This is a genomic window from Microbacterium maritypicum MF109 (assembly GCF_000455825.1).
In the GTDB taxonomy this organism is placed as follows: Bacteria; Actinomycetota; Actinomycetes; order Actinomycetales; family Microbacteriaceae; genus Microbacterium; species Microbacterium maritypicum_A.
This window is the reverse complement of the sequence record NZ_ATAO01000179.1, coordinates 76,249-97,308: the sequence shown is the minus strand read 5'-3', so window position 1 is coordinate 97,308 and position 21,060 is coordinate 76,249. Positions and strand designations below refer to the sequence as shown.

Sequence of the window (21,060 nt, the reverse complement as noted above, 5' to 3'; positions counted from 1 at the left end):
GGTCCGATGTGACGATCGGCGAAAGTGACCACTGGAGAATCAGCCCTCCGTGAGAGCGACGTAGGCGTCGCGGTCGAGCAGACCGTCGAGAGCACCGGCGGCGACGGTGACCTTGAGCAGCCATCCGCCCTCGAACGGCGCCGCGTTGACGAGCGACGGGTCATCCACCGCTGCGTCGTTGATCTCGACGACCGTGCCCGAGACGGGAGCATAGAGCTCGCCGACCGACTTCGTCGATTCGATCTCGCCGACGACCGCTCCTGCGGTGACCTCGGTGCCGACGGCGGGGAGCTCGACGAACACGACGTCGCCCAGCTTCTCGGCGGCGTAGTCGGTGATCCCGATGGTCACGGTGTCGCCGTCAGCGGCGATCCACTCGTGCTCTTCGGTGTAGTGGAGTGCGGCGAGATCGGTCATTTGGTCCTCCGGTAGAAAGGCAGGGCGGTCACGGTCGCGGGGATTCTGGTTCCCCGCACATCAAGGAATACTGCGGTTCCCTCTTCCGCGGAAGACGGGGTCACGTAGGCCATCGCGATCGGATGACCGAGCGTGGGGCTGAGCGCGCCGCTCGTGATCTCACCGAGCACCGACCCGTGTTCGTCGACCACGGCGTAGCCGGCGCGACCGGCGCGCTTGCCCTCGGCGACGAGTCCGACCAGGACCGGCGCTTCCGGTGCTTCGGCCGACTCCGCAGCGGCGGAGAGAGCGGCCTTGCCGATGAACTGCTCCTTCGCGCTCACGACGACCCGGCCAAGGCCCGCCTGCGCCGGCCGGGTGTCGAGGCTCAGCTCGTGTCCGTACAGGGGCATACCCGCCTCGAGCCGCAGGGTGTCGCGCGCGGCGAGTCCGGCGGGGACGAGGCCGTGCGGTGCGCCCGCGGCGAGGAGCGCATCCCAGAGCGACGCGGCGAGGTCGGCGGCGACCAGAAGCTCGAAGCCGTCCTCGCCGGTGTAACCGGTGCGCGCGAGGAGGACGGGCACGCCGTCGAAGTTCGCGGACGCCCAGGCGTAGTACTTCTGCTCGGTCCAGGGAATGCTGACGTCTGTGATGCCCGGCGTCTCGGCGAGGATCGCCTCGGCGTTCGGTCCCTGCACGGCGATGAGTGCATAGTCGTCGGAGACGTCCTGCACCACGACGTCGAAGCCGTCGGTGCGATCGCGAAGAGCAGCGGAGACGGCGTCGCGGTTACCCGCGTTGGAGATGATGAGGAAGTCGTCGCCCTCGAGGCGATAGACGATCACGTCGTCGATGATCCCTCCGGACTCGGCGAGCAGGAGCGAGTACTTCGCCTTCCCGACGGCCAGCGCCGAGAGGCGGCCGGTCAGGGCGTTGTCGAGGAAATCGGCGGACCCGCTGCCCTGGACCGTGAACTCGGCCATGTGCGAGATGTCGAAGATGCCCGCGCTCTGGCGCACGGCGTGGTGTTCGGCGAGGTCGGAGGTGTACCGCACCGGCATCTGCCAGCCGCCGAAGTCGGTGAACGATGCGCCGAGCGCCTCATGGCGTGCGCGCAGCGGGGTGTAGCGGGGGTCGGACATGGAGTTCTCCCGGGCTGTGTCGGGCGGAACGGCGGCACCGTCGTTCCTCGGAACTCCCCCTCTGTCATGGGCCTGAGAGCTTCACCCGTGCACGGAGGCGGGGCTTTCACCGTCGGCGGATCCGCAGAGTCGCCGGATCGCTTTTCAGAGTGGCCGGAACCGCGCGGTACGCGTACCTGAGAGATTGGCGGGGAGGCTTGCTCCTTCGGTGCCCGGCTGCGTTCGCCGGGGCTCTCCCGCGTGGTTCATTCGGCCTGTCTTCAATTGTGGGTCCAGTCTAGCCGGTCGGATCCTCGGTGCCGGATTCTCCGGAAGCGCGTTCGAATCGCGCGAATGGTCCCGTTCCGGGGTCCGACGCGACCATTCACGCGATTCGAAGGCGGAGCGCCGGCCGTCAGCGGGTGATGCCGAGTTCGGCCCGCACCTCGTCGCGCAGGCGGCCGAGGTTGTCGGGCTCTGGTGCTGCACCGAGGAGCGTCTTGGTGTATTCGTGCTGTGGGTTGAGGATGACCTCGTCCGCGGGGCCGCGCTCGACGACGTCGCCCTTGTAGAGCACCATGATCTCATCCGAGAAGTGCCTCGCCGTGGCCAGGTCGTGTGTGATGTACAGCACACCCAGGTTCTCCTCGCGCTGCAGATCTGCGAGAAGGTTCAACACCCCCAGCCGGATCGACACGTCCAGCATCGAGACCGGCTCGTCGGCGACGATGAACCGGGCGCCCGGGGCGAGAGCCCGCGCGATCGCGACACGCTGTCGCTGCCCGCCCGAGAGCTCGTGCGGGCGCCGCTCCGCGAAACTCTCCCCTGGGGTCAGACGCACCCGCTCCAACAGCTCCACCGCGCGCTCCCGCACCTGCGCCCGCGACAGCTCCGGGTGGTGCAGACGGATCGGCCGCTCCAGATGATGAACGATCGTGTGGAACGGGTTCAACGACGCGAACGGGTCCTGGAACACCATCTGCACGTCCGCGCGGTAGCGCTCCAACGCCCGCCCCCGAGCCCCGGACGCCTTCCCGTCCAACAGGATCTCGCCGCTGGTGGGCGTCTCCAGCTTCATCAGCATCCGGGCGATCGTCGACTTCCCCGACCCCGACTCCCCCACCAGGGCGACCGTCTTGCCCGCCTCGATGGTGAACGACACGTCCTTCACCGCATGGAGGATGCTGGTCTTGAATCCCGACCGCAGGTGGAAATCCTTCACCAGATTCCGCGCTTCCAACGTCGCCACCTGCGGCACGGCCGCGGTGGAGCTCGTGATGCTCGTGGTCATCGGACGCCCTCCTGGCTCACACCGGTGCGGACGAAGTCGCCCCGCTCGCCCTTGAGCGACGGGAAGCTCGACAGCAACCGCTTCGTGTACTCGTGCTGCGGAGTCCGGTAGATCTCCTCCGCCGTTCCCTCCTCGACGATCTGCCCCTGCAACATAATCGCGATCCGATCACTGATCTCGATCAGCATCGGCAGATCATGCGTGATGAAGATCACCGCGAATCCGAGCTTCTCCCGCAGCCGCATGATCTCCCGGATGATGCCCCGCTGCACGACCACGTCCAGCGCCGTGGTCGGCTCGTCCATGATCATCACCTGCGGATCGAGGGCCAGAGCCATCGCGATCATCATGCGCTGCCGCATGCCACCCGACAGCTCATGCGGGAAACTCGACAGGCGGTTGGGGTCCACGCCGACGAGCGTCAGCAGTTCCTCCGCCCGCGCGGTCTTCGCCTTCTTGCTCATCCCGGGCCGGTGCGTGTCGAAAATGTCGAAGATCTGTGCCTTGACACTGATCACCGGGTTCAACGAGTTCATCGCCCCCTGGAACACCATCGAGATCTTGTCCCACCGGAACGCGCGCAGACCCTCGCCGTCCAGTCCCACGATGTCGATGTCATGACCATCCCGGTCATGGAACACGATCTCCCCGCCCGTCATCAGAGCCGGAGCCTTGAGCAGACGGTTCATGCCGTAGGCCAGGGTCGTCTTCCCGCAGCCCGACTCCCCCGCCAAACCCAGGATCTCGCCCCGGTTCAACGTCAGCGACACATCCCGCACGGCCTTCACCGGCGGATCCACCTCATACTCGATCGACACGTTCCGCGCCGTCAGGACCGGCTCGCTCATGCGGTGACTCCCTTGGTCTTGGCGGCCTTGCGCACACGCCGCGCGGCTTCGGGCGCATTGCGCAGCTTCGGATTGATGACCTCGTCGATCGCGAAGTTGATGAGCGACAGGCCGGCACCGAGAATCGCGATCATGAGCCCCGGCGGGACGAACCACCACCAGGCACCGCGTCCGAGGGCCTGCCCCGACTGAGCGTCGTTGAGGATCGATCCCCACGTGATCGAGGAGTTGGGGCCGAGACCGAGGTAGGACAGGCCGGCCTCTCCGAGGATCGCGAAGATGATCGCGAAGAGGAACTGGGCCGTGAGCAGCGGCAGGAGATTCGGCATGATCTCGACCAGGATCACGCGGAACGACCGTTCCCCTGCGACCTTCGACGCATAGACGTAGTCACGCGTGCGGAGCGATCGTGTCTGGAGCCGGAGCACATATGCCGCCCCGGCCCAGGAGGTGATGCCGAGCACGAACGCGACGAGCTGCCAACTGCGCTGCGGCACGAACGAGGCGATGACCATCACCAGCGGAAGCCCGGGGATCACGATCATCACGTTCGTGAGGAGTGCGAGACCGTCTTCGCGCCAGCCGCCCAGATATCCGGCCAGAACGCCGAAGAACAACGACAGCACGATCGCGATGCCGCCGGCGGTCACACCGATGAGCAGGGACCCCTGAGCGCCGATCGCCAGTTGCGCGAACATGTCGTTGCCGAGCTTGGTGGTGCCGAGCCAGTGTTCCGCGGAGGGCGGCTGGAGCGCAGGGTTCGCCGTGCTGCGCGGGTCCTGCGAGAAGATCGGCGCGATGATCGCGAACAGCACGATGGCCGCGACCAGGATCACGCCGACGATGAACTTCGGCGAAGTGCTGGGAAGGATGCGACGACGCTTGCGCCCCTGCTGCGTGGCGAGCGAGACCGTGCTGGCCGGGGCGGTGACGGGTGGCTCCTGCGTCAGGAGCGGGTTCTTCGTGTCAGACATTCTGGCGAGCCCTCGGGTCGATGAAGCCATAGACGAGGTCCATGATGAAGTTGGCGGCGAGCACCGTCAGGGTGATGACGAGGAACAGTCCCTGCATCAGCGCGTAGTCGTTGTTGGTCACGGCCTGGAACATCAGCTTGCCGATTCCGGGGTAGGTGAACACCTGCTCCATCACGATCGAGCCGGCGACCACGAAACCGAGCGTGATCGAGAAGCCCGCGATCGAGGGGATCGCCGCATTGCGGGCCGCGTAGGTGGTGAGCACGCGACGGGGCCGGAGACCCTTCGCCTCCGCCGTCAGCACGTAGTCCTCGGCGAGCGTGGAGACCATCATGTTGCGCATGCCGAACATCCACCCGCCGACCGAGCTGATCACGATCGTGATAGCGGGCAGGATCGCGTGCGCGACGGCGTCGGTGAAGAACGCCCAGGTCGGCTCGGGGCCGTCCGGGTAGTCGAAGACGTCGTACCCGCCGAAGATCGGGAACCAGCCGAGACCGACCGCGAACACCGAGACGAGGATCAGCGCCAACCAGAAGTACGGGATCGACTGGAGCACAGTCGTGACGGGGATCAGGTGGTCGACCCAGGTGCCTCGTTTCCATCCGGCCCAGGCGCCGAGCACGACGCCGAGGACGAAGGAGATGACGGTCGCGGTGCCGACCAGGACGAGCGTCCAGGGAAGCGCACCGGCGATGAGCTCCGTCACCGGAGTGGGGAACTTGGTGACCGATACTCCGAGATCGCCCTGGAACATGCGTCCCCAGTAGGACAGATACTGCTCCCAGAGAGAGGAATCGTCGCCGCCGAGCAGCAGCTTGATGTTGCGGATGGCGGTCTCGGAGACCTCACCGCCTGCTCGCTGCATCTTGGCGATCATGATGTCGGCCGGGTTCCCCGGCATGAGCCGGGGAAGAAGGAAGTTGATGGAGATCGCGGCCCAGAGCGTGAACGCGTAGAACCCGATTCTTCGTGCATAGAACTTCATGTCACTGTTTTCCTGACTTCCTTCTTCCCCGACTCCTTTACTACTTGACCGGCTGCAGCTGCGTCAGCACGTAGCCTGCCGCGATCGCACCCCAGGACGGCGGGAAGGCGTAGAGGTCTTCCTCGGTCGGCCAGCCCGTGTAGTCCTTCGTGTTGTAGAAGGTCTGCGTCGCGTTGATCACGAGCGGGATGTAGGGCAGGTCACGGACGATCTCGGTCTGAATCGTCGCGTACAGCTCCTTCTTCGTCGCCTCGTCGTTCGTGCTGATCGCCGACTGGATCGCGGTGTCGACGACCGGGTTGCTGTAACGGCTGAAGTTCCAACGGCCTGCCGGGACCTCCGTGCCGACGGGGCTCGTCGACTCGACGGCGGTGCCGCCGAACCAGTCGCGGTAGATCTGGAACGGGTCGGCGACGGACGTGCCGATCACACCACCCATGATCAGCTGGAAGTCGCCACCCTGACGGGAGTCGGAGAACTCCTGCCACTGCACGGTCGATGCCGTGATCTTGATACCGGCGGCCTCAGCCTGCTCAGCGATCAGCTTCGCGGCGTCGTTGTAGTCGGTCCAGCCGTCGACCGAGGTGAGCGTGAGCTCGAGCGGCACACCGTCCTTCTCGTAGATGCCACTGGAGCCCTTGGTGTAGCCGGCGGCCTCGAGGATCGAACCGGCCTCGGCGGCGTTCGCCTCCTGCGGGCTGACCTCGTTGGCCGGATCGGCGAGCCACTTCTCGTCGCGCGGCAGCAGAGTGAACGCGGGAGAGATGTCGCCCGTCAGCCCGACGAACGCCTTGTCCTTGATGGTGGAGCGGTCGATCGCGACGTTGAGCGCCTGACGCACGGCGACGTCGGTCTGCGGACCGGTGCAGCCGAGGTCGGCGTTCGAGCAGGTGTAGAGAACCGTCGGGTCCTGGGGCGTGTTGATCCAGTCGATCTTGCCGTTGCCGGTCACGTCGTCCGGGTTCGGGATGAACATGCCGGTCCAGTCGAGCTTGCCGGCGGCGAGCAGGTCCTGAGCGGTCTGGTTGTTGTCGACCGCGATGTACTGGACCTTCTTGATGCCGAGCTTGTCGGCATCACGGTAGTTCTCGTTGGCCACCAGCGTGTAGGACTCGCTCGTGGTCTTGTCGACAACGTAGGGGCCGGATCCGACGGGGTCCTCGTTCGTGAAGTTGGCGAAGTCCTTGACGTCTTTCCACACGTGCTCGGGGAGGATGTAGCTCGACCCCATCCGCTGGAATTCCGTGGTGTACTGCGCGGACGAGTAGGTCAGGACGGCGGTCGTGTCGTCGGTGGCCTCGGCGGAGACCAGACCGTTGCCTTCGGGGTTGTTGGCCTCGTAGTTGAACGAGAACGCCACGTCCTTGGCCGTGAGCGGCTCGCCGTCGCTCCACTTGAGGTCGGGCTTGATGGTCACGGTGATGACCGTGCCGTCCTCGTTGTACTCGAACGAGTCACCGATCAGGCCGACCGGCTCGGAGTCCGCGGTCTTGTTGTAGAAGAACAGCGGTTCGTAGATCGGTCCGAGCGCGCCATGGAGCACTGTCGGTGCGAACGGGTTGTAGTTCGCGGCGATCGGGGTCTGGCTGCCGGCCCAGACACGCAGGGCCCGGTCGCCATCGGCGTTGCCGCTGTCGCTGCCGCCGCCACAGGCCGTGAGGCCCAGGGCGAGGACGGATGCTCCGGCAATCGCGGTGAGCGCAATCTTGCGCCTTCCGTTACGGATCATTTCTCTTGTTTCCTCTCGGTGCTGCACTGCAGGAGGGATCGCTCCGGATGGAGCAGAACCCCGGAGGTGGGGTTCCTGGGCCCTGGGAGGCAGCCGGTCGGCTCCTCCCGAAGGGGTTTGTTAGGACAGTAACCTAACAAACCCCGCCCCGCCGAACAAGCTTCCCTGCGCCCACGAGATAACGTTTCGGACTCGACGCGGACCGCCGTCATCTGCGCCCACTAAGTGTCCGAATGACACTAAGATCGGTCTCGGAGGTTAAGGTGTCCATGACTCAAACTAGCGACATCCGGGTCGCCGTCTCGACGGTCATCCTGACGTTGCGTCGCACGGACGACGGACGCGCGGTCCTCGCGCTGCCCCTCGTGCGGCGCACCCGCGAGCCGTACGCCGATCAATGGGCTCTCCCCGGCGGCTGGCTCACCCCGACCGAATCGCCCGTCGACGCCTCGGCACGCACCCTGGCCGAGACCACAGGACTCTCCCCCAGCTACCTCGAGCAGCTCTACGCCTTCGGCGCCGTCGACCGCTCCCCCACCCGGGTCGTGTCGATCGTCTACTGGGCGCTGCTGCGACAGGACGATGTGACAGCGCAGAGCGCGGCGCATCGCGCGTCCGGTCATGCCCCCGAGAACGTGGAGTGGTTCGACATCGACGAGCTGCCGCAGCTGGCCTTCGACCACGCGAAGATCATCGAGTACGCGCTGTGGCGTCTGCGCAACAAGGTCGGCTACAGCCGCGTCGCCCAGGGATTCCTTCCTACGGAGTTCACCCTCGCCGAGCTGCGCGAAGCCTACGAGGCGATTCTCGGCCGCACCCTCGACCCCGCCAATTTCCGGCGTCAGGTGGAGGCCGCGGGCAACCTGCTCCCCACCGACCGGTTCCGCACCGGAAGCCACCGACCTGCACGTCTGTACCGCGACAACACCGACGTCGAGCTGGCCGATCGCGGCCCGCTCGGTCCCGAAGAAACGAGCAACCGATGAGTATCACCTTCGTCCCCGCGCCGGCCGTCCCGCCGCTGGACGCCTCGGTCGACCATGCGATCCAGGCCATCGTCAGCGGCGCGTCGACCGACGCCACATGCACCACCGACCTCGCCGCCGGTCCGTGGGACTTCGACGCGCGACCGGGCTACGGACCCGGCTCTTCCATGGGCGACGTGATCCCGACGGGGGCGCCGCGTCAGGGAGAGCTGCCCACCGAGTACCGCGAGGCGACGGAGGAGGAGCTCGACAGACGGATCCGCGCCGCGAAGGCCACCCTCGGCGACCGCGTCGTGATCCTGGGCCATTTCTACCAGCGCGAGGAGGTCGTGCAGCATGCGGACTACGTCGGCGACTCGTTCCAGCTCGCGACCGCGGCCAAGGGACGGACGGATGCCGAAGCCATCGTGTTCTGCGGCGTGCACTTCATGGCCGAGACCGCCGATCTGCTCTCGCAGCCCGACCAGGCGGTGATCCTGCCCAACCTCGCCGCCGGATGCTCGATGGCGGACATGGCCGACATCGACCAGGTCGAGGACTGCTGGGAACAGCTCGAAGACGTGCTCGGCGACCTCGACGCCGTCGACGCCGACGGCCGCGTGCCGGTGATCCCGGTGACGTACATGAACTCCTCGGCGGCGATCAAGGGCTTCGTCGGACGGCACGGCGGGATCGTCTGCACCTCGTCCAACGCTGAGACCGTGCTCGAGTGGGCTTTCGAGCGTGGGCGCCGCGTGCTGTTCTTCCCCGACCAGCACCTGGGTCGGAACACCGCGAAGGCGATGGGCGTGCCGCTCGAACAGATGCCGATGTGGAACCCACGGCGAGCGCTCGGCGGATCCTCCGCCGCAGAGCTGCTCGACTCGCGCGTGATCCTGTGGCACGGCTTCTGCTCGGTGCACCGGCGCTTCACCGTCGGCCAGATCGACCAGGCCCGTGCCGAGCACCCCGGCGTGCGCGTGATCGTGCACCCCGAGTGCCCGATGGAGGTCGTCGACGCGGCGGATGAGGCCGGTTCGACCGAGTACATCCGCCGAGCGATCGACGCGGCCACCGAGCCGACCACGTTCGCGATCGGCACGGAGATCAACCTCGTCCGCCGGCTCGCCGCCCAGTACCCGCAGCACGAGATCTTCTGCCTCGACCCGGTGGTGTGCCCCTGCTCGACGATGTACCGCATCCACCCCGGATACCTGGCCTGGGTTCTGGAGGAGCTGGTGGCCGGCCGCACGCCGAACCGGATCACGGTCTCCGACGATGTGGCCGACCCCGCGCGCGTGGCGCTGGAGCGGATGCTCGCGGCGAGGCCTCCGGTGGTCGCGGGCGCGCGATGAACGTCATCGTCGTCGGGTCGGGCATCGCGGGACTCACCGCGGCGCTTCACGCGCACGAGGCCGGACACGACGTGACGATCGTCACCAAGCGCGACCTCGGAGACGGCTGCACCGGGCTCGCTCAGGGTGGCGTCGCCGGCATCTACGGTCCGGACGACTCCGCCGCACTGCACGCCGCCGACACCCGAGACGCCGGTGCGGGACTGTCGGACCGGGACGCCGTGCAGGTGCTGGTCACGGACGGGGCGGCGCGGATCGCCGAGCTGATCGCACGCGGTGTCGGCTTCGATCGTGCGGTGGACGGCACCCTGCTGCTCGGGCGTGAAGCCGCCCACCGCCACGCCCGCATCGTGCACGCGGGAGGTGACGCCACGGGCGCGGCGATCTCCGCGGCGCTCGTCGCGTCCGTGCGGCGGACGGACATCCCCCTCATCGAACATGCCTTCCTGGTCGACCTGCTGAGGCAGGAAGGCGCCGTGCGCGGAATCCGGATCCTCCTCGACGGTGAGGTCTCCGAGATCCCCGCCGATGCCGTCATCCTCGCCACCGGCGGCGCCGGCCACCTCTACGCGCACACGACGAACGCGGCGGGGACGACCGGAGACGGCATCGCCGCCGCGATACGGGCGGGCGCTGCGGTCGCCGACCTGGAGTTCGTCCAGTTCCATCCGACGATCCTGGCGAAGGGCCCCGCGTTCCTCATCTCCGAGGCGGTGCGCGGCGAGGGCGCGACACTGATCGACGACGACGCCCGTCGGTTCGTGTTCGACAGCCACCCCGACGGCGAGCTCGCACCGCGCGACGTGGTGGCGCGAGCGATCGCACGCCGCGCCACGGCTCAGGCCGCCCCGGTCAGGCTCGACGCCACGATGCTCGGTACCGAGACCCTCGCGCGGAGGTTCCCCACGATCGATCGGGTGACCAGAGAACGCGGCTTCGACTGGGCCCGCGAACCGATCCCCGTGACGCCGGCCGCGCACTACCTGATGGGTGGCGTGGTCACCGACCTCGACGGCCGCACCACCGTGCCCGGCCTCTTCGCCGCGGGAGAGGTGGCACGCACCGGGGTGCACGGGGCAAATCGTCTGGCGTCGAACTCGCTGCTCGAAGGCGCGGTGTTCGGGGCCCGTGCGGCGGCGGCGTTGTCGAGACCCTGGGCGGATGTCGCGCACGGCTCCCCTCAGGCCCGCCCCCGTGCGGAAGGGAGCCGCGGTGCGATCGCCCCCGCGTTCAGTCGCTCTGCGCTGCAGCGGCTGATGTGGGAGGACGTCGGACTGCTGCGGAACAGAGACGGTCTCTCCCGCGCGCTCGACGTCCTGCAGACCTGGACCGCGGAGAGCCCGGCGCCGACGACCGTGTCGGCGCACGAAGACGCGAATCTGCTGCTGCTCGCGCAGGCGACGGCCACCGCAGCGCTCGCCCGCACGGTATCCGTCGGCGCCCACCATCGTGTCGATGCGGCCGGAACCGCCGCCGATGCCTCTTCTCGCCTCCCCTCATCGATCCTGGAGCCCGTCTGATGCTGACCACCGCCACCATGAACCGCGTCGTCGGCGCGGCCCTCGAAGAAGACGCGCCCTGGGGGGACGTCACCAGTACCACGCTGCTGCCAGCGGATGCCACCGCGACCGCCGATCTCGTCGCCCGGGAACCCGGAGTCTTCAGTGGTGGAGAGGTCTTCGCCGCCGCGTTCCGGCTCACCGACGCGACTCTCGACATCGACCTGCACGTCGGTGACGGCGACGAGTTCGCCGCGGGCGACGTGCTCGCCTCGGTCTCGGGGTCGGCCCGCAGTGTGCTCACCGCAGAGCGCGTTGGCCTGAACTTCACGCAGCGGATGAGCGGTATCGCCACCCTCACCGCCGCGTACGTCGCCGCGATCGAGGGCACTGGTGCTCGCATCGCCGACACCCGCAAGACCACGCCGGGACTGCGGGCGTTCGAACGGCATGCGGTCGAATCGGGCGGCGGACACAACCACCGGTACTCGCTGTCGGATGCCGTGATGGCGAAGGACAACCACCTGGCCGTGCTCACGCGTTCGGGGCTCGACCTCGCGACGGCGCTCCGCGAGGCACTGTCCCGCCTCCCGCACACGACCCACGTCGTCGTCGAGGTCGACCGGCTCGACCAGATCCCCGCCGTCCTCGACGGCGGTGCCCACACCGTGCTGCTCGACAACTTCTCGCTCGACGACCTGCGCGCGGGGGTGGCCCTCATCTCCGGCCGTGCCACGGTCGAGGCCTCGGGAGGCGTGAACCTCGACACGGTCGGCGACATCGCCCGCACCGGAGTGGACGTGATCTCGGTGGGGGCGCTGACACACTCCGCGCGCGCCCTCGATCTGGGCCTGGATCTGCGGATCGACTGACCGCGATGTCGCCCTCGGACCTGCCCCGCACCGGCATGCTCTACCTCGATCACGCCGCGACCTCCCCGGTACGACCGGAGGTGCTCGAAGCGATGCGGCCGTTCCTCTCCGGCGTGTTCGGAAACCCGTCGAGCCATCACACGGCCGGCGAGGCCGCGGCGGGCGCGCTCGACGATGCCCGTGCACGGGTGGCGCGCGTGCTGGGGATGCGGACGGGCGACGTCGTGTTCACCGCCGGCGGCACCGAAGCGAACAACCTCGCGGTGAAGGGCATCATGCTCGCGGCTCTCGAGACGGGGCGGCGGCATCTGGTGACCTCGCCGATCGAGCACGAGTCGATCCTCGGATCCGCCGACTATCTACGACGCTTCCACGCCATCGAGGTCTCCCTCCTGCCCGTGGACTCGCGCGGACGGATCGACCCGGATGACCTGGCTGCGGCGATCAGGGACGACTCCGCTCTGATCTCGATCGGCCACGCCAACAACGAGATCGGCACCGTCCAGGATGTGTCGGCGCTCGCCGCCGTCGCCCGTGCCGCCCGCGTCCCCCTGCATCTGGATGCCGTGCAGTCGGCGGGATGGCTCCCTCTGGGTGATCTCGGCGCAGACGCGGTGTCGATCGCCGGCCACAAGCTCGGGGCTCCGAAAGGCATCGGTGCCCTGGCCGTCCGTGGGCGCGTGCCGGTGGAGCCGCTGCTGCACGGCGGCGGCCAGGAGCGCGGGAGACGCTCAGGCACCGAGAACGTCGCGGGCGCCGTCGCACTCGCGACGGCGCTGGAACTCGCCGAGACGGAACGCGTAACGGTTGCGGCGCAGGTCGGATCGGCGACCGCGCGGTTCATCACCCAGGTGCTCACGAGCATCCCCGATGCCACGCTCACCGGGGATTCCCGAGGCCGTCTGCCCGGAACGGCGAGCTTCACGTTCGCCGGCACCAGCGGGGAGTCGATTCTGCTCGAGCTGGAGCGCCGCGGGGTCATCTCGTCGAGCGGATCGGCATGCGCGGCGGGCAGCGACGAGCCGTCGCACGTGCTGCTCGCCTGCGGTGTGGCCCCCGAAGTGGCGCAGACCGCCGTACGTTTCACGTTCGATCGCGCGGCTCTGCCCCCGGATGCTCCCGAACGGCTGGCTGTGCTCGTCGCCGAGTCGGTGCGCGCGGCCCGCGGCTGAGCCACGGTCATAGACTCAGCAGGTGACTGCCTCCGCCCCGATCGTGACGCTGATCGTCCCCGGACGCGACATCGCGGCCTTCGCCCCCGCCGCTCTCGACTCGCTGCGCGCGCAGACCGAGTCACGATGGCGGGCGATCCTCATCGACGACGGCTCGACGGATGACACAGGAGCGATCTTCGACGCCGCCGCAGCCGAAGACCCCCGCTTCACGACGATCCGCCACGGGGCCTCCCGCGGTCTCGGCGCCGCGCGCAATGTCGGTCTGGAGCTCGTCGACACCCCGTACCTCGGTTTCCTCGACGGCGACGACGAACTGCTGCCGAACGCCCTCGCCCGCATGACGGAGACACTGGGCCGGACCGGAAGCGACTTCGTCGCCAGCGCCTACGTACGCTCGCGGGTCCGCGGTGACGGCTACGTCGCCGGCCGCGTGCAGCCCTGGGTCGCTGCGGCCACGTCTCCGGAGCGACTCGGCACGACCCTCGCCGCGCACCCCCTGGCGGTCTCGAACATCGTCGCCTGGTCGAAGGTGAGCCGCACCTCGTTCTGGCACGACCTGCGCTTCCCCGAGGGGGTCGCCTACGAAGACCAGGTGGTCGCGCAGCTCATGTACACCCGGGCACGCGCATTCGATGTGATCCCCGATGTGGTCGTGCGCTGGCGGCTCCGCGCCGATGGCACCTCAATCACTCAGGGCAAGGCACAGCTGCCGGTGCTGCGCGACTACCTCGCGGCCCTCCGCGGCGGCCTCCACGTGCTGCACGAGGCCGGTGCCCACGCCTCGGTGACCGCTCGCATCGAACTCATCCTCGCGATGGACGTCGCCTCGCTCCTCGAGAGCGCCGAGAGCCATGCCGACCCGACCTACGCCGCCGAGGTCGACGCCTTCATCTCGGAGCTGCGGGCCCTCCCCGAGTTCGCCGACGCCGCGCCCGACCCCGCCATCGCCGCCGCGCTCGCGTGGTGATCCCCGCCCTCCGAACCCTGACGGTGAACACATGAACGACTACCTCTCCTCCCTGTTCTCACTCGACGGTCGCACCGCCGTCGTCACCGGCGGCAGCTCCGGGATCGGCCGGGGGATCGCCACCGCACTCGCTCGCGCCGGAGCGTCGACGGTCATCGTCGCGCGCGGTGAGGATCGCATCCGCGAGACGGTCGACGAGCTGCGCGCGCTCGGATGCCGCGCCCACGGCGTGATCGGCGACCTCAGCACGAGGGACGGGATCCACGCGGTCGGCGAAGCCGCGGCCGCACCGTTCGGCGCGCCCGACATCCTCGTCAACTCCGCCGGCATCAACATCCGCCCGCCGTTCGCGGAGATCACCGAAGACGACTGGGACGCGACGATGACGGTCAACGCCCTCGCGCCGTTCCTGCTCGGTCAGCGCTTTGCGCAGGGCATGGCCGCACGCGGGTACGGTCGACTCATTCACATCAGTTCCCAGCAGGCCCACCGCGCCTTCGTGGGCAGCGGCATCTACGGCGCGTCGAAAGGCGCGGTGGAATCGCTCATGCGCTCCGAGGCCGAGGCCTGGGGTGGCACCGGCGTCACCAGCAACACGCTCGTCCCCGGCTTCGTGCTCACCCCGTTGAACGCCCGGCTGCAGCAGGACCCGGCGAAGGTCGCGGAGCTCGCCGCGCGCACGATGATCGGGCGCAACGGTCTGCCGAGCGACTTCGCGGGAGCGGCGGTGTTCCTTGCCGGAGCCGGCTCGGCCTACGTCACCGGCCAGTCGCTGTTCGTCGACGGCGGCCTCTCGGTGCACTGACGCGCGGTGCCACGACGCCTCCTCAGGGCTCAGGGCTCAGGGCGCAGGGCGCAGGGCTCAGGGCTCAGGGCTCAGGGCTCAGGCGGGTAGACCCGTTCGTCCGGTCGAGGCTCGGCGAGCAGCGGCACCGCAGCGGTGATGGTCGCGACCGCATCGGCCCCCGCGGAATCGGCGGGCGCCTTGTCCGCGCGGCGATCGGCGAGGGGTGCCACGGCGCCCCCGGTCACTTCCTCCTCGACGGCGGCCTCGGTCTCGAGCACGCGCGACGCCGCCACCTGCTCGGCCGCGAGCTCGGCATACAGACCGCCGCGGGCGAGCAGTTCGACGTGCGAACCCGACTCGACGATGCGCCCGGCCTCCAGAACGTGGATCACGTCCGCGCCCATCACCGTCGAGAGCCGGTGGGCGATGGAGAGGGTCGTGCGCCCCTTCGCGGCCTCGTCGAGCGCCTCCTGCACCACGCGCTCCGAGACCGTGTCGAGTGCCGAGGTCGCTTCGTCGAGGAGCAGCACCGGGGGGTCTTTCAGCAGCACCCTGGCGATCGCGATGCGCTGTTTCTCGCCACCGGAGAGCCGGTAGCCGCGCTCCCCCACCACGGTGTCGTAGCCCTGCTCGAAGCCGGCGATGATGTGGTGGATGTTCGCGGCGGTGCAGGCGGCGATCAGTTCTTCCTCGGTCGCATCGGGCTTGGCATAGCGCAGGTTCTCACGGATCGTGGCATGGAAAAGGTACGTCTCCTGCGACACGATGCCGACGTTGTCGATGATCGACTCCTGAGTGAGCGCGCGCACGTCGGCACCGGCGAACATCACGGCTCCGCCCTTCGCCTCGTACAGGCGCGGAGCCAGATACAGGATCGTGGTCTTGCCGGCGCCCGAGGGGCCCACGAACGCGACGTGCTGGCCGGGTTCCGCCACGAAGGACACTCCGTCGAGCGTCGGGCGGGCGTCGGAGGACGCGTCCGGGTAGCGGAACACCACCTCGGCGAACTCCAGGCGTCCTCGCGGCCCGGGTGCTTCGTCGACCGTGATCGCGTCGGGCGCATCCTGGATCTCCGGGACGAGGTCGAGGTATTCGAAGATGCGCGCGAACAGCGCCGACGACGTCTGCAGATCGAGCGACACCCGCATCAGCCCCATCAACGGCATGAGCAGCCGCGCCTGCACCGTGGTGAACGCGACGACGGTTCCTGCGGTGATCGCCCCCGTGCCGCCGGCGATCAGGTATCCGGAGACGAGATAGATCACGGCGGGCACGCTGGCCATCAGCACCTGCACGACGGCGAAGAAACCCTGGCCGCTCATCGCCCGGCGCACCTGGAGGACCACCTGGTTGCGGTTCTCCGCCTGGTAGCGCTCCGACTCGGTGCGCTGGCGGTTGAAGGCCTTCGACAGCAGCATGCCCGAGACGCTCAGCGTCTCCTGCGTGATCGAGGTGAGCTCGGACAGCGATTCCTGCGTCTCTCCGGCGATACGTGCCCGCACCTGTCCCACCTTGCGCTGGACGACGATCAGGAACGGCATCATGATCACGGCGATGAGCGTGAGACGCCAGTCGATCAGGATCATCGCGACGAGCGAGGCGATCACCGTGACGACGTTGCCCAGAATGCTGGTGACGGTGTTCGTCAGCACGCCGGAGACGCCACCCACGTCGTTCTGCAGGCGTGACTGGATGACGCCCGTCTTGGTGCGGGTGAAGAAGCCGAGTTCCATCGCCTGCAGGTGCTCGAACAGCTTCACACGCAGGTCGCCGGTGACGCTGTTGCCGACCGTTGCCGTGAGCCAGGTCTGGGCCACTCCGAGAGCGGCGGAGAGCAGGAAGAGACCGATCATGGCGGCGACGAGCCAGGCCAGCAGTTCGAGGTGCGGCCCTCCCCCGGCGACGGGGAACAGCGCATCGTCGAAGATCCGCTGCACGATCAGCGGCGGCACGACGGCTATCGCGGCGCCGACCACCACCAGGATGCCGGTGGAGAAGATACGCCAGCGATACGCGCGGAACAGCGAGACGACCCGCGCACCGAGGCCGTTGATCCGGGGGGCCTCGGCATTCAGCTTCCGCTGCGCGCTCTCGTCGACCCCGCGGAAGCCACCACCCCGCGGGCCACCGCCCATGCCGCCGCCCATGCTCATGGCGCCAGCGTACTCACGTGCGGGGACACCGAGGCCCGCGCCTCCGCCGTCGGCGGATATCTGTGAATTCGGAATGAAATGTCCGCGGCTGCCGTTACGCTGAGTGACTCTTGCGAACTCTCGCGATACTCCGTTTCTTCTTCGCCCTGGAGGCCGCCCATGTCTGCCGTCGATACCGGCTCCATCTCGACGACCCCCGCAGCGGCAGGGGGCGAGATCTCCCGCAAGGACATGCGGGTGATCTGGCTGCTACTGGTCGCCGCCTTCGTCGCCATCCTCAACGAGACCACGATGGGGATCGCGATCCCTCATCTGAACACCGACCTGGGCATTCCGCCCGAGCTCGGCCAGTGGCTCACGAGCGCCTTCATGCTCACCATGGCCGTGGTCATCCCGACCACCGGGTTCATCCTGCAGCGGTTCACGACGCGTCAGGTCTTCATCGCCGCGATGATCGCGTTCTCGCTCGGCACGCTCGTGGCGCTCGTCGCCCCCGGCTTCGCCGTGCTGCTCGTCGGCCGTGTGATCCAGGCGGCCGGTACCGGCATCATGATGCCGCTGCTCATGACGACGATCATGAACGTCGTGCCGCCGCAGTCCCGCGGTCGCATGATGGGCCGTGTCGGCCTCGTGATCTCGCTCGCTCCCGCCATCGGCCCGACCCTCGCGGGTGCGGTGCTCGAACTCGCCAGCTGGCGCGCGCTGTTCGGAATCATCCTCCCGATCTCCCTCATCGCCCTGTTCATGGGCGTCAAGTGGATGACGAACCTGGGTGAGACACGCGCCGTGCCGCTCGACGTGCTGTCGATCCCGCTCGCGGCGCTCGGCTTCGGCGGCATCGTGTTCGGACTCAGCCAGTTCGGCGGCGAGGGCGGATCGGGCGAGACCGCCGGCATCATCTCGCTGGTGGTCGGCGCGGTGTCGCTCGGCCTGTTCGTCTGGCGTCAGCTCGTGTTGCAGCGCGTCGACGACGCGCTGCTCGATCTGCGCGTGTTCCGCTCCAGCAACTTCACGCTGTCGGTGATCATCATGTCGATCCTGGCGCTGTCGATGTTCGGCACGCTGACGCTGCTTCCGCAGTATCTGCAGAACGTCGCCGGTCTCAACCCGCTGCAGTCCGGCCTGATCCTGCTTCCGGGCTCGCTGCTCATGGGGCTGCTCGGGCCCGTCATGGGCCGTGTCTACGATGCGCGCGGCACGCGTCCGCTGCTCATCCCCGGCACGATCCTGGTCTCGGCGTCGCTCTTCTTCTACTCGACGGTGGGCGAGCACACCGTGTGGTGGGTTCTCATCATCGTGCAGGCGGCGATGTCGGTCGGCCTGGCGATGTCTTTCACGCCGCTGTTCTCCGCCTCGCTCGGGTCGCTCCAGCGATCGCTGTACTCGCACGGTTCTGCGGTGCTGAACACGCTGCAGCAGGTCGGCGGCGCGGCCGGTGTCGCGCTGCTGCTGGTGACGTACTCTTCGATCCTGCACGCGGGCGAGCAGGAGGGGCTGTCGACCGCGGTCGCCGGCGCTCCCGGCGCCCGCATGGCGTTCCTCATCGCGGCGATCATCTCGCTCGCGGCGGTGGCGCTCAGCCCGTTCGTCCGCAAGCCCGCCGACGATGCCGGCGAGGGTTTCCACGGCGGTCACTGACCCTCCGTAGACGGCCTGCGATGGCGTCTGCCGCTTACTCGCTCTTCGGGGCGGGGAACTGGCAGACGCCATTGCTGCAATAGCCGGCAGCATCGCCCTCGAGCAGATTCAGAGAGTCCAGGAGCGGCTGCAGCCCGACGGGCGCTTCCTGCTGCACGGAGTCCTGCTGCGTTTTCTTCATCCCTCGATCGTACGCCCGCCCGGAGGCGGTGGCGCCGAACCTGCCCGGGAGGCGTCGACAGCGGGCGGACAGCTGTTCTCCCCTACGGTTGATCCATGCTCACACGACTCCTCGCCCGCATCTTCTGGGCGTTCAGCAGATGGACGCTCGTGAGCGAGGCCGCGCCGACGCGCCCGACCGTGCTCGTGGGCGCGCCCCACACGTCGAACTGGGATTTCGTCCTGATGCTCGCCATCGCCTGGAAGCTCGATATCGACGTGCACTGGCTGGGGAAGAAGAGCCTCTTCCACGGCTGGAGAGGACCGGTCATGCGTCGCCTCGGCGGCATCCCCGTCGACCGCGCCGATCCGGCACGCGTGGTGAAAGACGTCGTGAGCCAAGTCCACGACGGCACGGTCTTCGGCCTGGTGGTCACCCCGGATGGCACCCGCGGCGGCAACGAGTACTGGAAATCGGGCTTCTACCGGATCGCCCGAGAAACAGGCATGCCGGTGACGCTCGGGTTCGTCGATCGGACGACCATGACCACGGGACTCGGGCCGACGATCGACCTGACCGGCGATGTCGCGTCGGACATGGACCGGATCCGCGCGTTCTACGCCGACAAGGCCGGCGTGCGCCCGGAACGACGCACCGAACCACGGCTGCGTGAAGAGGATGCGGCTACGACCGAGACCGACGACGCGTAAGCAACCGAGCCGTGCACGCAGGAGGTCATTCCTCGTGCTCGGCGTGCGAGCGGGCGTACTCGAGGTCGTCGTCGCTCAGCGATTCCACCATCCCGACCACGGCGCCGGTGATGACGCGGATCTCCTCGCGCACCTCCTCTTCCAGGTGCGGGGTCTTGCTGTCGAGCACCGCCCGGCGCCCGTCTTCCGAGAGTTCGGACCACCAGTCGCGGATCGGCGGGAGCGTCATCGTGCCTTCTTTCGTTCTGCGGGTGCACGCGTCTGGACAGCACCGGAGTGCGGAATCCACACTGAGACCATGACATCAGAACCATCTGGTCGTGGGGACGGTCTCGACGACCGTGCCGACGGACGCGACGAGACCGCGAATGAACGCGCGGATCGCAACTGGGACGAGCTGTTGCAGGAGTTGCGCGTCATGCAGACCGGTACGCAGATCCTCACCGGATTCCTCCTCGCCGTCGCCTTCCAGCCGCGTTTCACCGACATGGACGAGCTCCAGCGAGATCTGTACGTCGTCCTCGTCGCTCTCGCTGCGGTGGCGACCATCCTCGCACTCGCGCCGGTGGGGATGCATCGTGCACTTTTCGGCCGCCGTCGCAAGCCCGACCTCGTCCGCATCGCCGCCCGGATCGTCCGTATCGACCTGGTCGTCATCGGTGCCCTGACCATCGGCGTGACGACCCTGATCGTCGATTTCACGGTGGACCGTACGGCGGGGATCGTCGCTCTCGTCGCAGCGGTCGTCCTGGTGGTATCCCTGTGGGTGGCGCTGCCCCGCGTCATGCGTGGCCGTCCTCTCGTCCGCGGAGCCGCCGACGAGTGACGGCGACTCCGCGGACGCGAGAGGGCTCAGCGACCCGCCGGACTCCGGTTCTCCGCACTGACCATCCACGCGAACTGCTCGAGCCGCTCGATGATGGCGTGCAGGAGGTCGGCCGAGGTCGGGTCCTCTTCGTCGACGGCGTCGTGCACGTCGCGCACCGTTCCCACCGCGGCCTCGAGGCGCTCGGTGATCAGGTCGATGGTCTCCGTCGTCGACACCTCCCCCGCAGGGAACTCGGGAAGCGACGTCGTCTTCGCGATGGTCGCGCTGCGCCCGTCGGGGACGGCGTGCAGCGCACGCATGCGCTCCGCGATCGTGTCGCTGAAGGCCCGTGCATCGTCGATGATCTCGTCGAGCTGACGATGCGTGTCGCGGAAGTTGCGTCCGACGACGTTCCAGTGCGCCTGCTTTCCTTGGATCGCGAGATCAAGCAGGTCGACGAGCACCGCCTGCAGGTTGTTCGCGAGCGTCGTCGAGGCGGTGAACCCCTTCTCCGCGTTCTGCTGCCTGGTCGTCTTCGCCGCGCCCTTCGTCGAGCCGCCGGTCTTCGTGGTCTTGCTTTCAGCCATGGTGTGACCTCCTACCGGTGACGCTAGCCGGGGCGGC

21 protein-coding genes and 2 riboswitches are annotated in these 21,060 nt (G+C 68.2%); of the genes, 10 read left to right on the top strand and 11 right to left on the bottom strand.

All coding sequences use genetic code 11. From position 1 onward, the window contains the following. Positions 1 to 39 precede the first annotated feature (39 nt). The 7 genes from gcvH to L687_RS30470 form a co-directional block, all read right to left on the bottom strand. Complete coding sequence (gcvH, locus tag L687_RS30500; RefSeq protein WP_021199592.1) at positions 40 to 417, bottom strand: glycine cleavage system protein GcvH; 378 nt, start codon at positions 415 to 417, stop codon at positions 40 to 42. Beyond that, a complete protein-coding gene (gene gcvT / locus L687_RS30495; protein WP_021199591.1) occupies positions 414 to 1,538 on the bottom strand; it encodes a glycine cleavage system aminomethyltransferase GcvT in 1,125 nt (374 codons plus the stop codon). Before gcvT ends, gcvH begins: the two co-directional genes overlap by 4 nt. 54 nt (positions 1,539 to 1,592) lie before the next feature. After that, positions 1,593 to 1,691: riboswitch (glycine riboswitch) on the bottom strand. Position 1,692: 1 nt separating this feature from the next. Then, a riboswitch (glycine riboswitch) is annotated at positions 1,693 to 1,787 on the bottom strand. A 145-nt stretch (positions 1,788 to 1,932) separates the two neighbouring features. After that, positions 1,933 to 2,808 (bottom strand): ABC transporter ATP-binding protein, encoded by an 876-nt coding sequence (locus L687_RS30490; RefSeq protein WP_021199590.1) that lies wholly within the window; start codon positions 2,806 to 2,808, stop codon positions 1,933 to 1,935. After that, positions 2,805 to 3,656 (bottom strand): ABC transporter ATP-binding protein, encoded by an 852-nt coding sequence (locus L687_RS30485; protein ID WP_021199589.1) that lies wholly within the window; start codon positions 3,654 to 3,656, stop codon positions 2,805 to 2,807. Before L687_RS30485 ends, L687_RS30490 begins: the two co-directional genes overlap by 4 nt. Beyond that, the gene (locus L687_RS30480) at positions 3,653 to 4,630 is read right to left on the bottom strand and encodes an ABC transporter permease (protein WP_021199588.1); all 978 of its coding nucleotides are present in this window, start codon (positions 4,628 to 4,630) and stop codon (positions 3,653 to 3,655) included. Before L687_RS30480 ends, L687_RS30485 begins: the two co-directional genes overlap by 4 nt. Next, positions 4,623 to 5,618: an ABC transporter permease gene (locus L687_RS30475; protein WP_021199587.1), complete on the bottom strand. Its 996-nt coding sequence runs from the start codon at positions 5,616 to 5,618 to the stop codon at positions 4,623 to 4,625. The genes L687_RS30480 and L687_RS30475 overlap by 8 nt, the downstream gene beginning before the upstream one ends. 40 nt (positions 5,619 to 5,658) lie before the next feature. After that, complete coding sequence (locus L687_RS30470; protein ID WP_021199586.1) at positions 5,659 to 7,347, bottom strand: ABC transporter substrate-binding protein; 1,689 nt, start codon at positions 7,345 to 7,347, stop codon at positions 5,659 to 5,661. Between the two features lie 269 nt (positions 7,348 to 7,616). Here L687_RS30470 and L687_RS30465 point away from each other — a divergent pair, with 269 nt between their 5' ends. The 7 genes from L687_RS30465 to L687_RS30435 are packed head-to-tail and all read left to right on the top strand — an operon-like array spanning position 7,617 to position 14,985. Then, positions 7,617 to 8,333 (top strand): NUDIX hydrolase, encoded by a 717-nt coding sequence (locus L687_RS30465; protein ID WP_021199585.1) that lies wholly within the window; start codon positions 7,617 to 7,619, stop codon positions 8,331 to 8,333. Then, on the top strand, positions 8,330 to 9,667 hold the full coding sequence (gene nadA, locus L687_RS30460) for a quinolinate synthase NadA (RefSeq protein WP_021199584.1): 1,338 nt from the start codon (positions 8,330 to 8,332) through the stop codon (positions 9,665 to 9,667). The genes L687_RS30465 and nadA overlap by 4 nt, the downstream gene beginning before the upstream one ends. Beyond that, positions 9,664 to 11,187, top strand: coding sequence for an L-aspartate oxidase (gene nadB / locus L687_RS30455; protein WP_021199583.1), 1,524 nt, complete (start codon positions 9,664 to 9,666; stop codon positions 11,185 to 11,187). The genes nadA and nadB overlap by 4 nt, the downstream gene beginning before the upstream one ends. Beyond that, positions 11,187 to 12,038 (top strand): carboxylating nicotinate-nucleotide diphosphorylase, encoded by an 852-nt coding sequence (nadC, locus tag L687_RS30450; protein ID WP_021199582.1) that lies wholly within the window; start codon positions 11,187 to 11,189, stop codon positions 12,036 to 12,038. Before nadB ends, nadC begins: the two co-directional genes overlap by 1 nt. A gap of 35 nt (positions 12,039 to 12,073) precedes the next feature. Beyond that, a complete protein-coding gene (locus L687_RS30445; RefSeq protein WP_031207225.1) occupies positions 12,074 to 13,210 on the top strand; it encodes a cysteine desulfurase family protein in 1,137 nt (378 codons plus the stop codon). 22 nt (positions 13,211 to 13,232) lie between these two features. Continuing rightward, positions 13,233 to 14,180 carry a glycosyltransferase family 2 protein gene (locus tag L687_RS30440; protein WP_021199580.1) on the top strand — a complete coding sequence of 316 codons (948 nt, stop codon included), beginning with the start codon at positions 13,233 to 13,235 and terminating at the stop codon, positions 14,178 to 14,180. A gap of 31 nt (positions 14,181 to 14,211) precedes the next feature. Beyond that, positions 14,212 to 14,985 carry an SDR family NAD(P)-dependent oxidoreductase gene (locus tag L687_RS30435; RefSeq protein ID WP_021199579.1) on the top strand — a complete coding sequence of 258 codons (774 nt, stop codon included), beginning with the start codon at positions 14,212 to 14,214 and terminating at the stop codon, positions 14,983 to 14,985. Positions 14,986 to 15,056: 71 nt separating this feature from the next. Here the strand turns inward: L687_RS30435 and L687_RS30430 are convergent, their stop codons facing one another. After that, a complete protein-coding gene (locus tag L687_RS30430) occupies positions 15,057 to 17,114 on the bottom strand; it encodes an ABC transporter ATP-binding protein (protein WP_021199578.1) in 2,058 nt (685 codons plus the stop codon). A gap of 165 nt (positions 17,115 to 17,279) precedes the next feature. On the opposite strand from L687_RS30430, the gene L687_RS30425 reads away from it, so the two are divergent. Beyond that, complete coding sequence (locus L687_RS30425) at positions 17,280 to 18,758, top strand: MDR family MFS transporter (protein WP_021199577.1); 1,479 nt, start codon at positions 17,280 to 17,282, stop codon at positions 18,756 to 18,758. 34 nt (positions 18,759 to 18,792) lie between these two features. Here L687_RS30425 and L687_RS42785 read toward each other — a convergent pair whose 3' ends face one another. Next, a complete protein-coding gene (locus L687_RS42785; protein WP_021199576.1) occupies positions 18,793 to 18,939 on the bottom strand; it encodes a hypothetical protein in 147 nt (48 codons plus the stop codon). A gap of 95 nt (positions 18,940 to 19,034) precedes the next feature. Between L687_RS42785 and L687_RS30420 the strand changes: the two genes are divergently transcribed. Further along, positions 19,035 to 19,628 (top strand): 1-acyl-sn-glycerol-3-phosphate acyltransferase, encoded by a 594-nt coding sequence (locus tag L687_RS30420; protein ID WP_021199575.1) that lies wholly within the window; start codon positions 19,035 to 19,037, stop codon positions 19,626 to 19,628. Between the two features lie 25 nt (positions 19,629 to 19,653). On the opposite strand, the gene L687_RS30415 is transcribed toward L687_RS30420, so the two are convergent. Next, positions 19,654 to 19,857, bottom strand: a complete 204-nt coding sequence (locus tag L687_RS30415; RefSeq protein WP_021199574.1) for a hypothetical protein — start codon at positions 19,855 to 19,857, stop codon at positions 19,654 to 19,656. A gap of 69 nt (positions 19,858 to 19,926) precedes the next feature. Between L687_RS30415 and L687_RS30410 the strand changes: the two genes are divergently transcribed. Next, the gene (locus L687_RS30410) at positions 19,927 to 20,454 is read left to right on the top strand and encodes a DUF6328 family protein (protein WP_021199573.1); all 528 of its coding nucleotides are present in this window, start codon (positions 19,927 to 19,929) and stop codon (positions 20,452 to 20,454) included. Positions 20,455 to 20,480: 26 nt separating this feature from the next. Here L687_RS30410 and L687_RS30405 read toward each other — a convergent pair whose 3' ends face one another. Beyond that, on the bottom strand, positions 20,481 to 21,023 hold the full coding sequence (locus L687_RS30405; protein WP_021199572.1) for a Dps family protein: 543 nt from the start codon (positions 21,021 to 21,023) through the stop codon (positions 20,481 to 20,483). Positions 21,024 to 21,060 lie beyond the last annotated feature (37 nt).

What these genes read in the sequence shown, in the direction of transcription:
- L687_RS30485 (WP_021199589.1), bottom strand. Translation starts at nt 3,656, where the DNA reads ATGAGCGAGCCGGTCCTGACGGCGCGGAACGTGTCGATCGAGTATGAG.
- nadC (WP_021199582.1), top strand. Translation starts at nt 11,187, where the DNA reads ATGCTGACCACCGCCACCATGAACCGCGTCGTCGGCGCGGCCCTCGAA.
- L687_RS30490 (WP_021199590.1), bottom strand. Translation starts at nt 2,808, where the DNA reads ATGACCACGAGCATCACGAGCTCCACCGCGGCCGTGCCGCAGGTGGCG.
- L687_RS30405 (WP_021199572.1), bottom strand. Translation starts at nt 21,023, where the DNA reads ATGGCTGAAAGCAAGACCACGAAGACCGGCGGCTCGACGAAGGGCGCG.
- L687_RS30415 (WP_021199574.1), bottom strand. Translation starts at nt 19,857, where the DNA reads ATGACGCTCCCGCCGATCCGCGACTGGTGGTCCGAACTCTCGGAAGAC.
- L687_RS30470 (WP_021199586.1), bottom strand. Translation starts at nt 7,347, where the DNA reads ATGATCCGTAACGGAAGGCGCAAGATTGCGCTCACCGCGATTGCCGGA.
- L687_RS30465 (WP_021199585.1), top strand. Translation starts at nt 7,617, where the DNA reads ATGACTCAAACTAGCGACATCCGGGTCGCCGTCTCGACGGTCATCCTG.
- L687_RS30445 (WP_031207225.1), top strand. Translation starts at nt 12,074, where the DNA reads ATGCTCTACCTCGATCACGCCGCGACCTCCCCGGTACGACCGGAGGTG.
- L687_RS30430 (WP_021199578.1), bottom strand. Translation starts at nt 17,114, where the DNA reads ATGGGCGGCGGCATGGGCGGTGGCCCGCGGGGTGGTGGCTTCCGCGGG.
- L687_RS42785 (WP_021199576.1), bottom strand. Translation starts at nt 18,939, where the DNA reads ATGAAGAAAACGCAGCAGGACTCCGTGCAGCAGGAAGCGCCCGTCGGG.
- L687_RS30420 (WP_021199575.1), top strand. Translation starts at nt 19,035, where the DNA reads ATGCTCACACGACTCCTCGCCCGCATCTTCTGGGCGTTCAGCAGATGG.
- gcvH (WP_021199592.1), bottom strand. Translation starts at nt 417, where the DNA reads ATGACCGATCTCGCCGCACTCCACTACACCGAAGAGCACGAGTGGATC.
- L687_RS30475 (WP_021199587.1), bottom strand. Translation starts at nt 5,618, where the DNA reads ATGAAGTTCTATGCACGAAGAATCGGGTTCTACGCGTTCACGCTCTGG.
- gcvT (WP_021199591.1), bottom strand. Translation starts at nt 1,538, where the DNA reads ATGTCCGACCCCCGCTACACCCCGCTGCGCGCACGCCATGAGGCGCTC.
- L687_RS30410 (WP_021199573.1), top strand. Translation starts at nt 19,927, where the DNA reads ATGACATCAGAACCATCTGGTCGTGGGGACGGTCTCGACGACCGTGCC.
- nadA (WP_021199584.1), top strand. Translation starts at nt 8,330, where the DNA reads ATGAGTATCACCTTCGTCCCCGCGCCGGCCGTCCCGCCGCTGGACGCC.
- L687_RS30435 (WP_021199579.1), top strand. Translation starts at nt 14,212, where the DNA reads ATGAACGACTACCTCTCCTCCCTGTTCTCACTCGACGGTCGCACCGCC.
- nadB (WP_021199583.1), top strand. Translation starts at nt 9,664, where the DNA reads ATGAACGTCATCGTCGTCGGGTCGGGCATCGCGGGACTCACCGCGGCG.
- L687_RS30480 (WP_021199588.1), bottom strand. Translation starts at nt 4,630, where the DNA reads ATGTCTGACACGAAGAACCCGCTCCTGACGCAGGAGCCACCCGTCACC.
- L687_RS30425 (WP_021199577.1), top strand. Translation starts at nt 17,280, where the DNA reads ATGTCTGCCGTCGATACCGGCTCCATCTCGACGACCCCCGCAGCGGCA.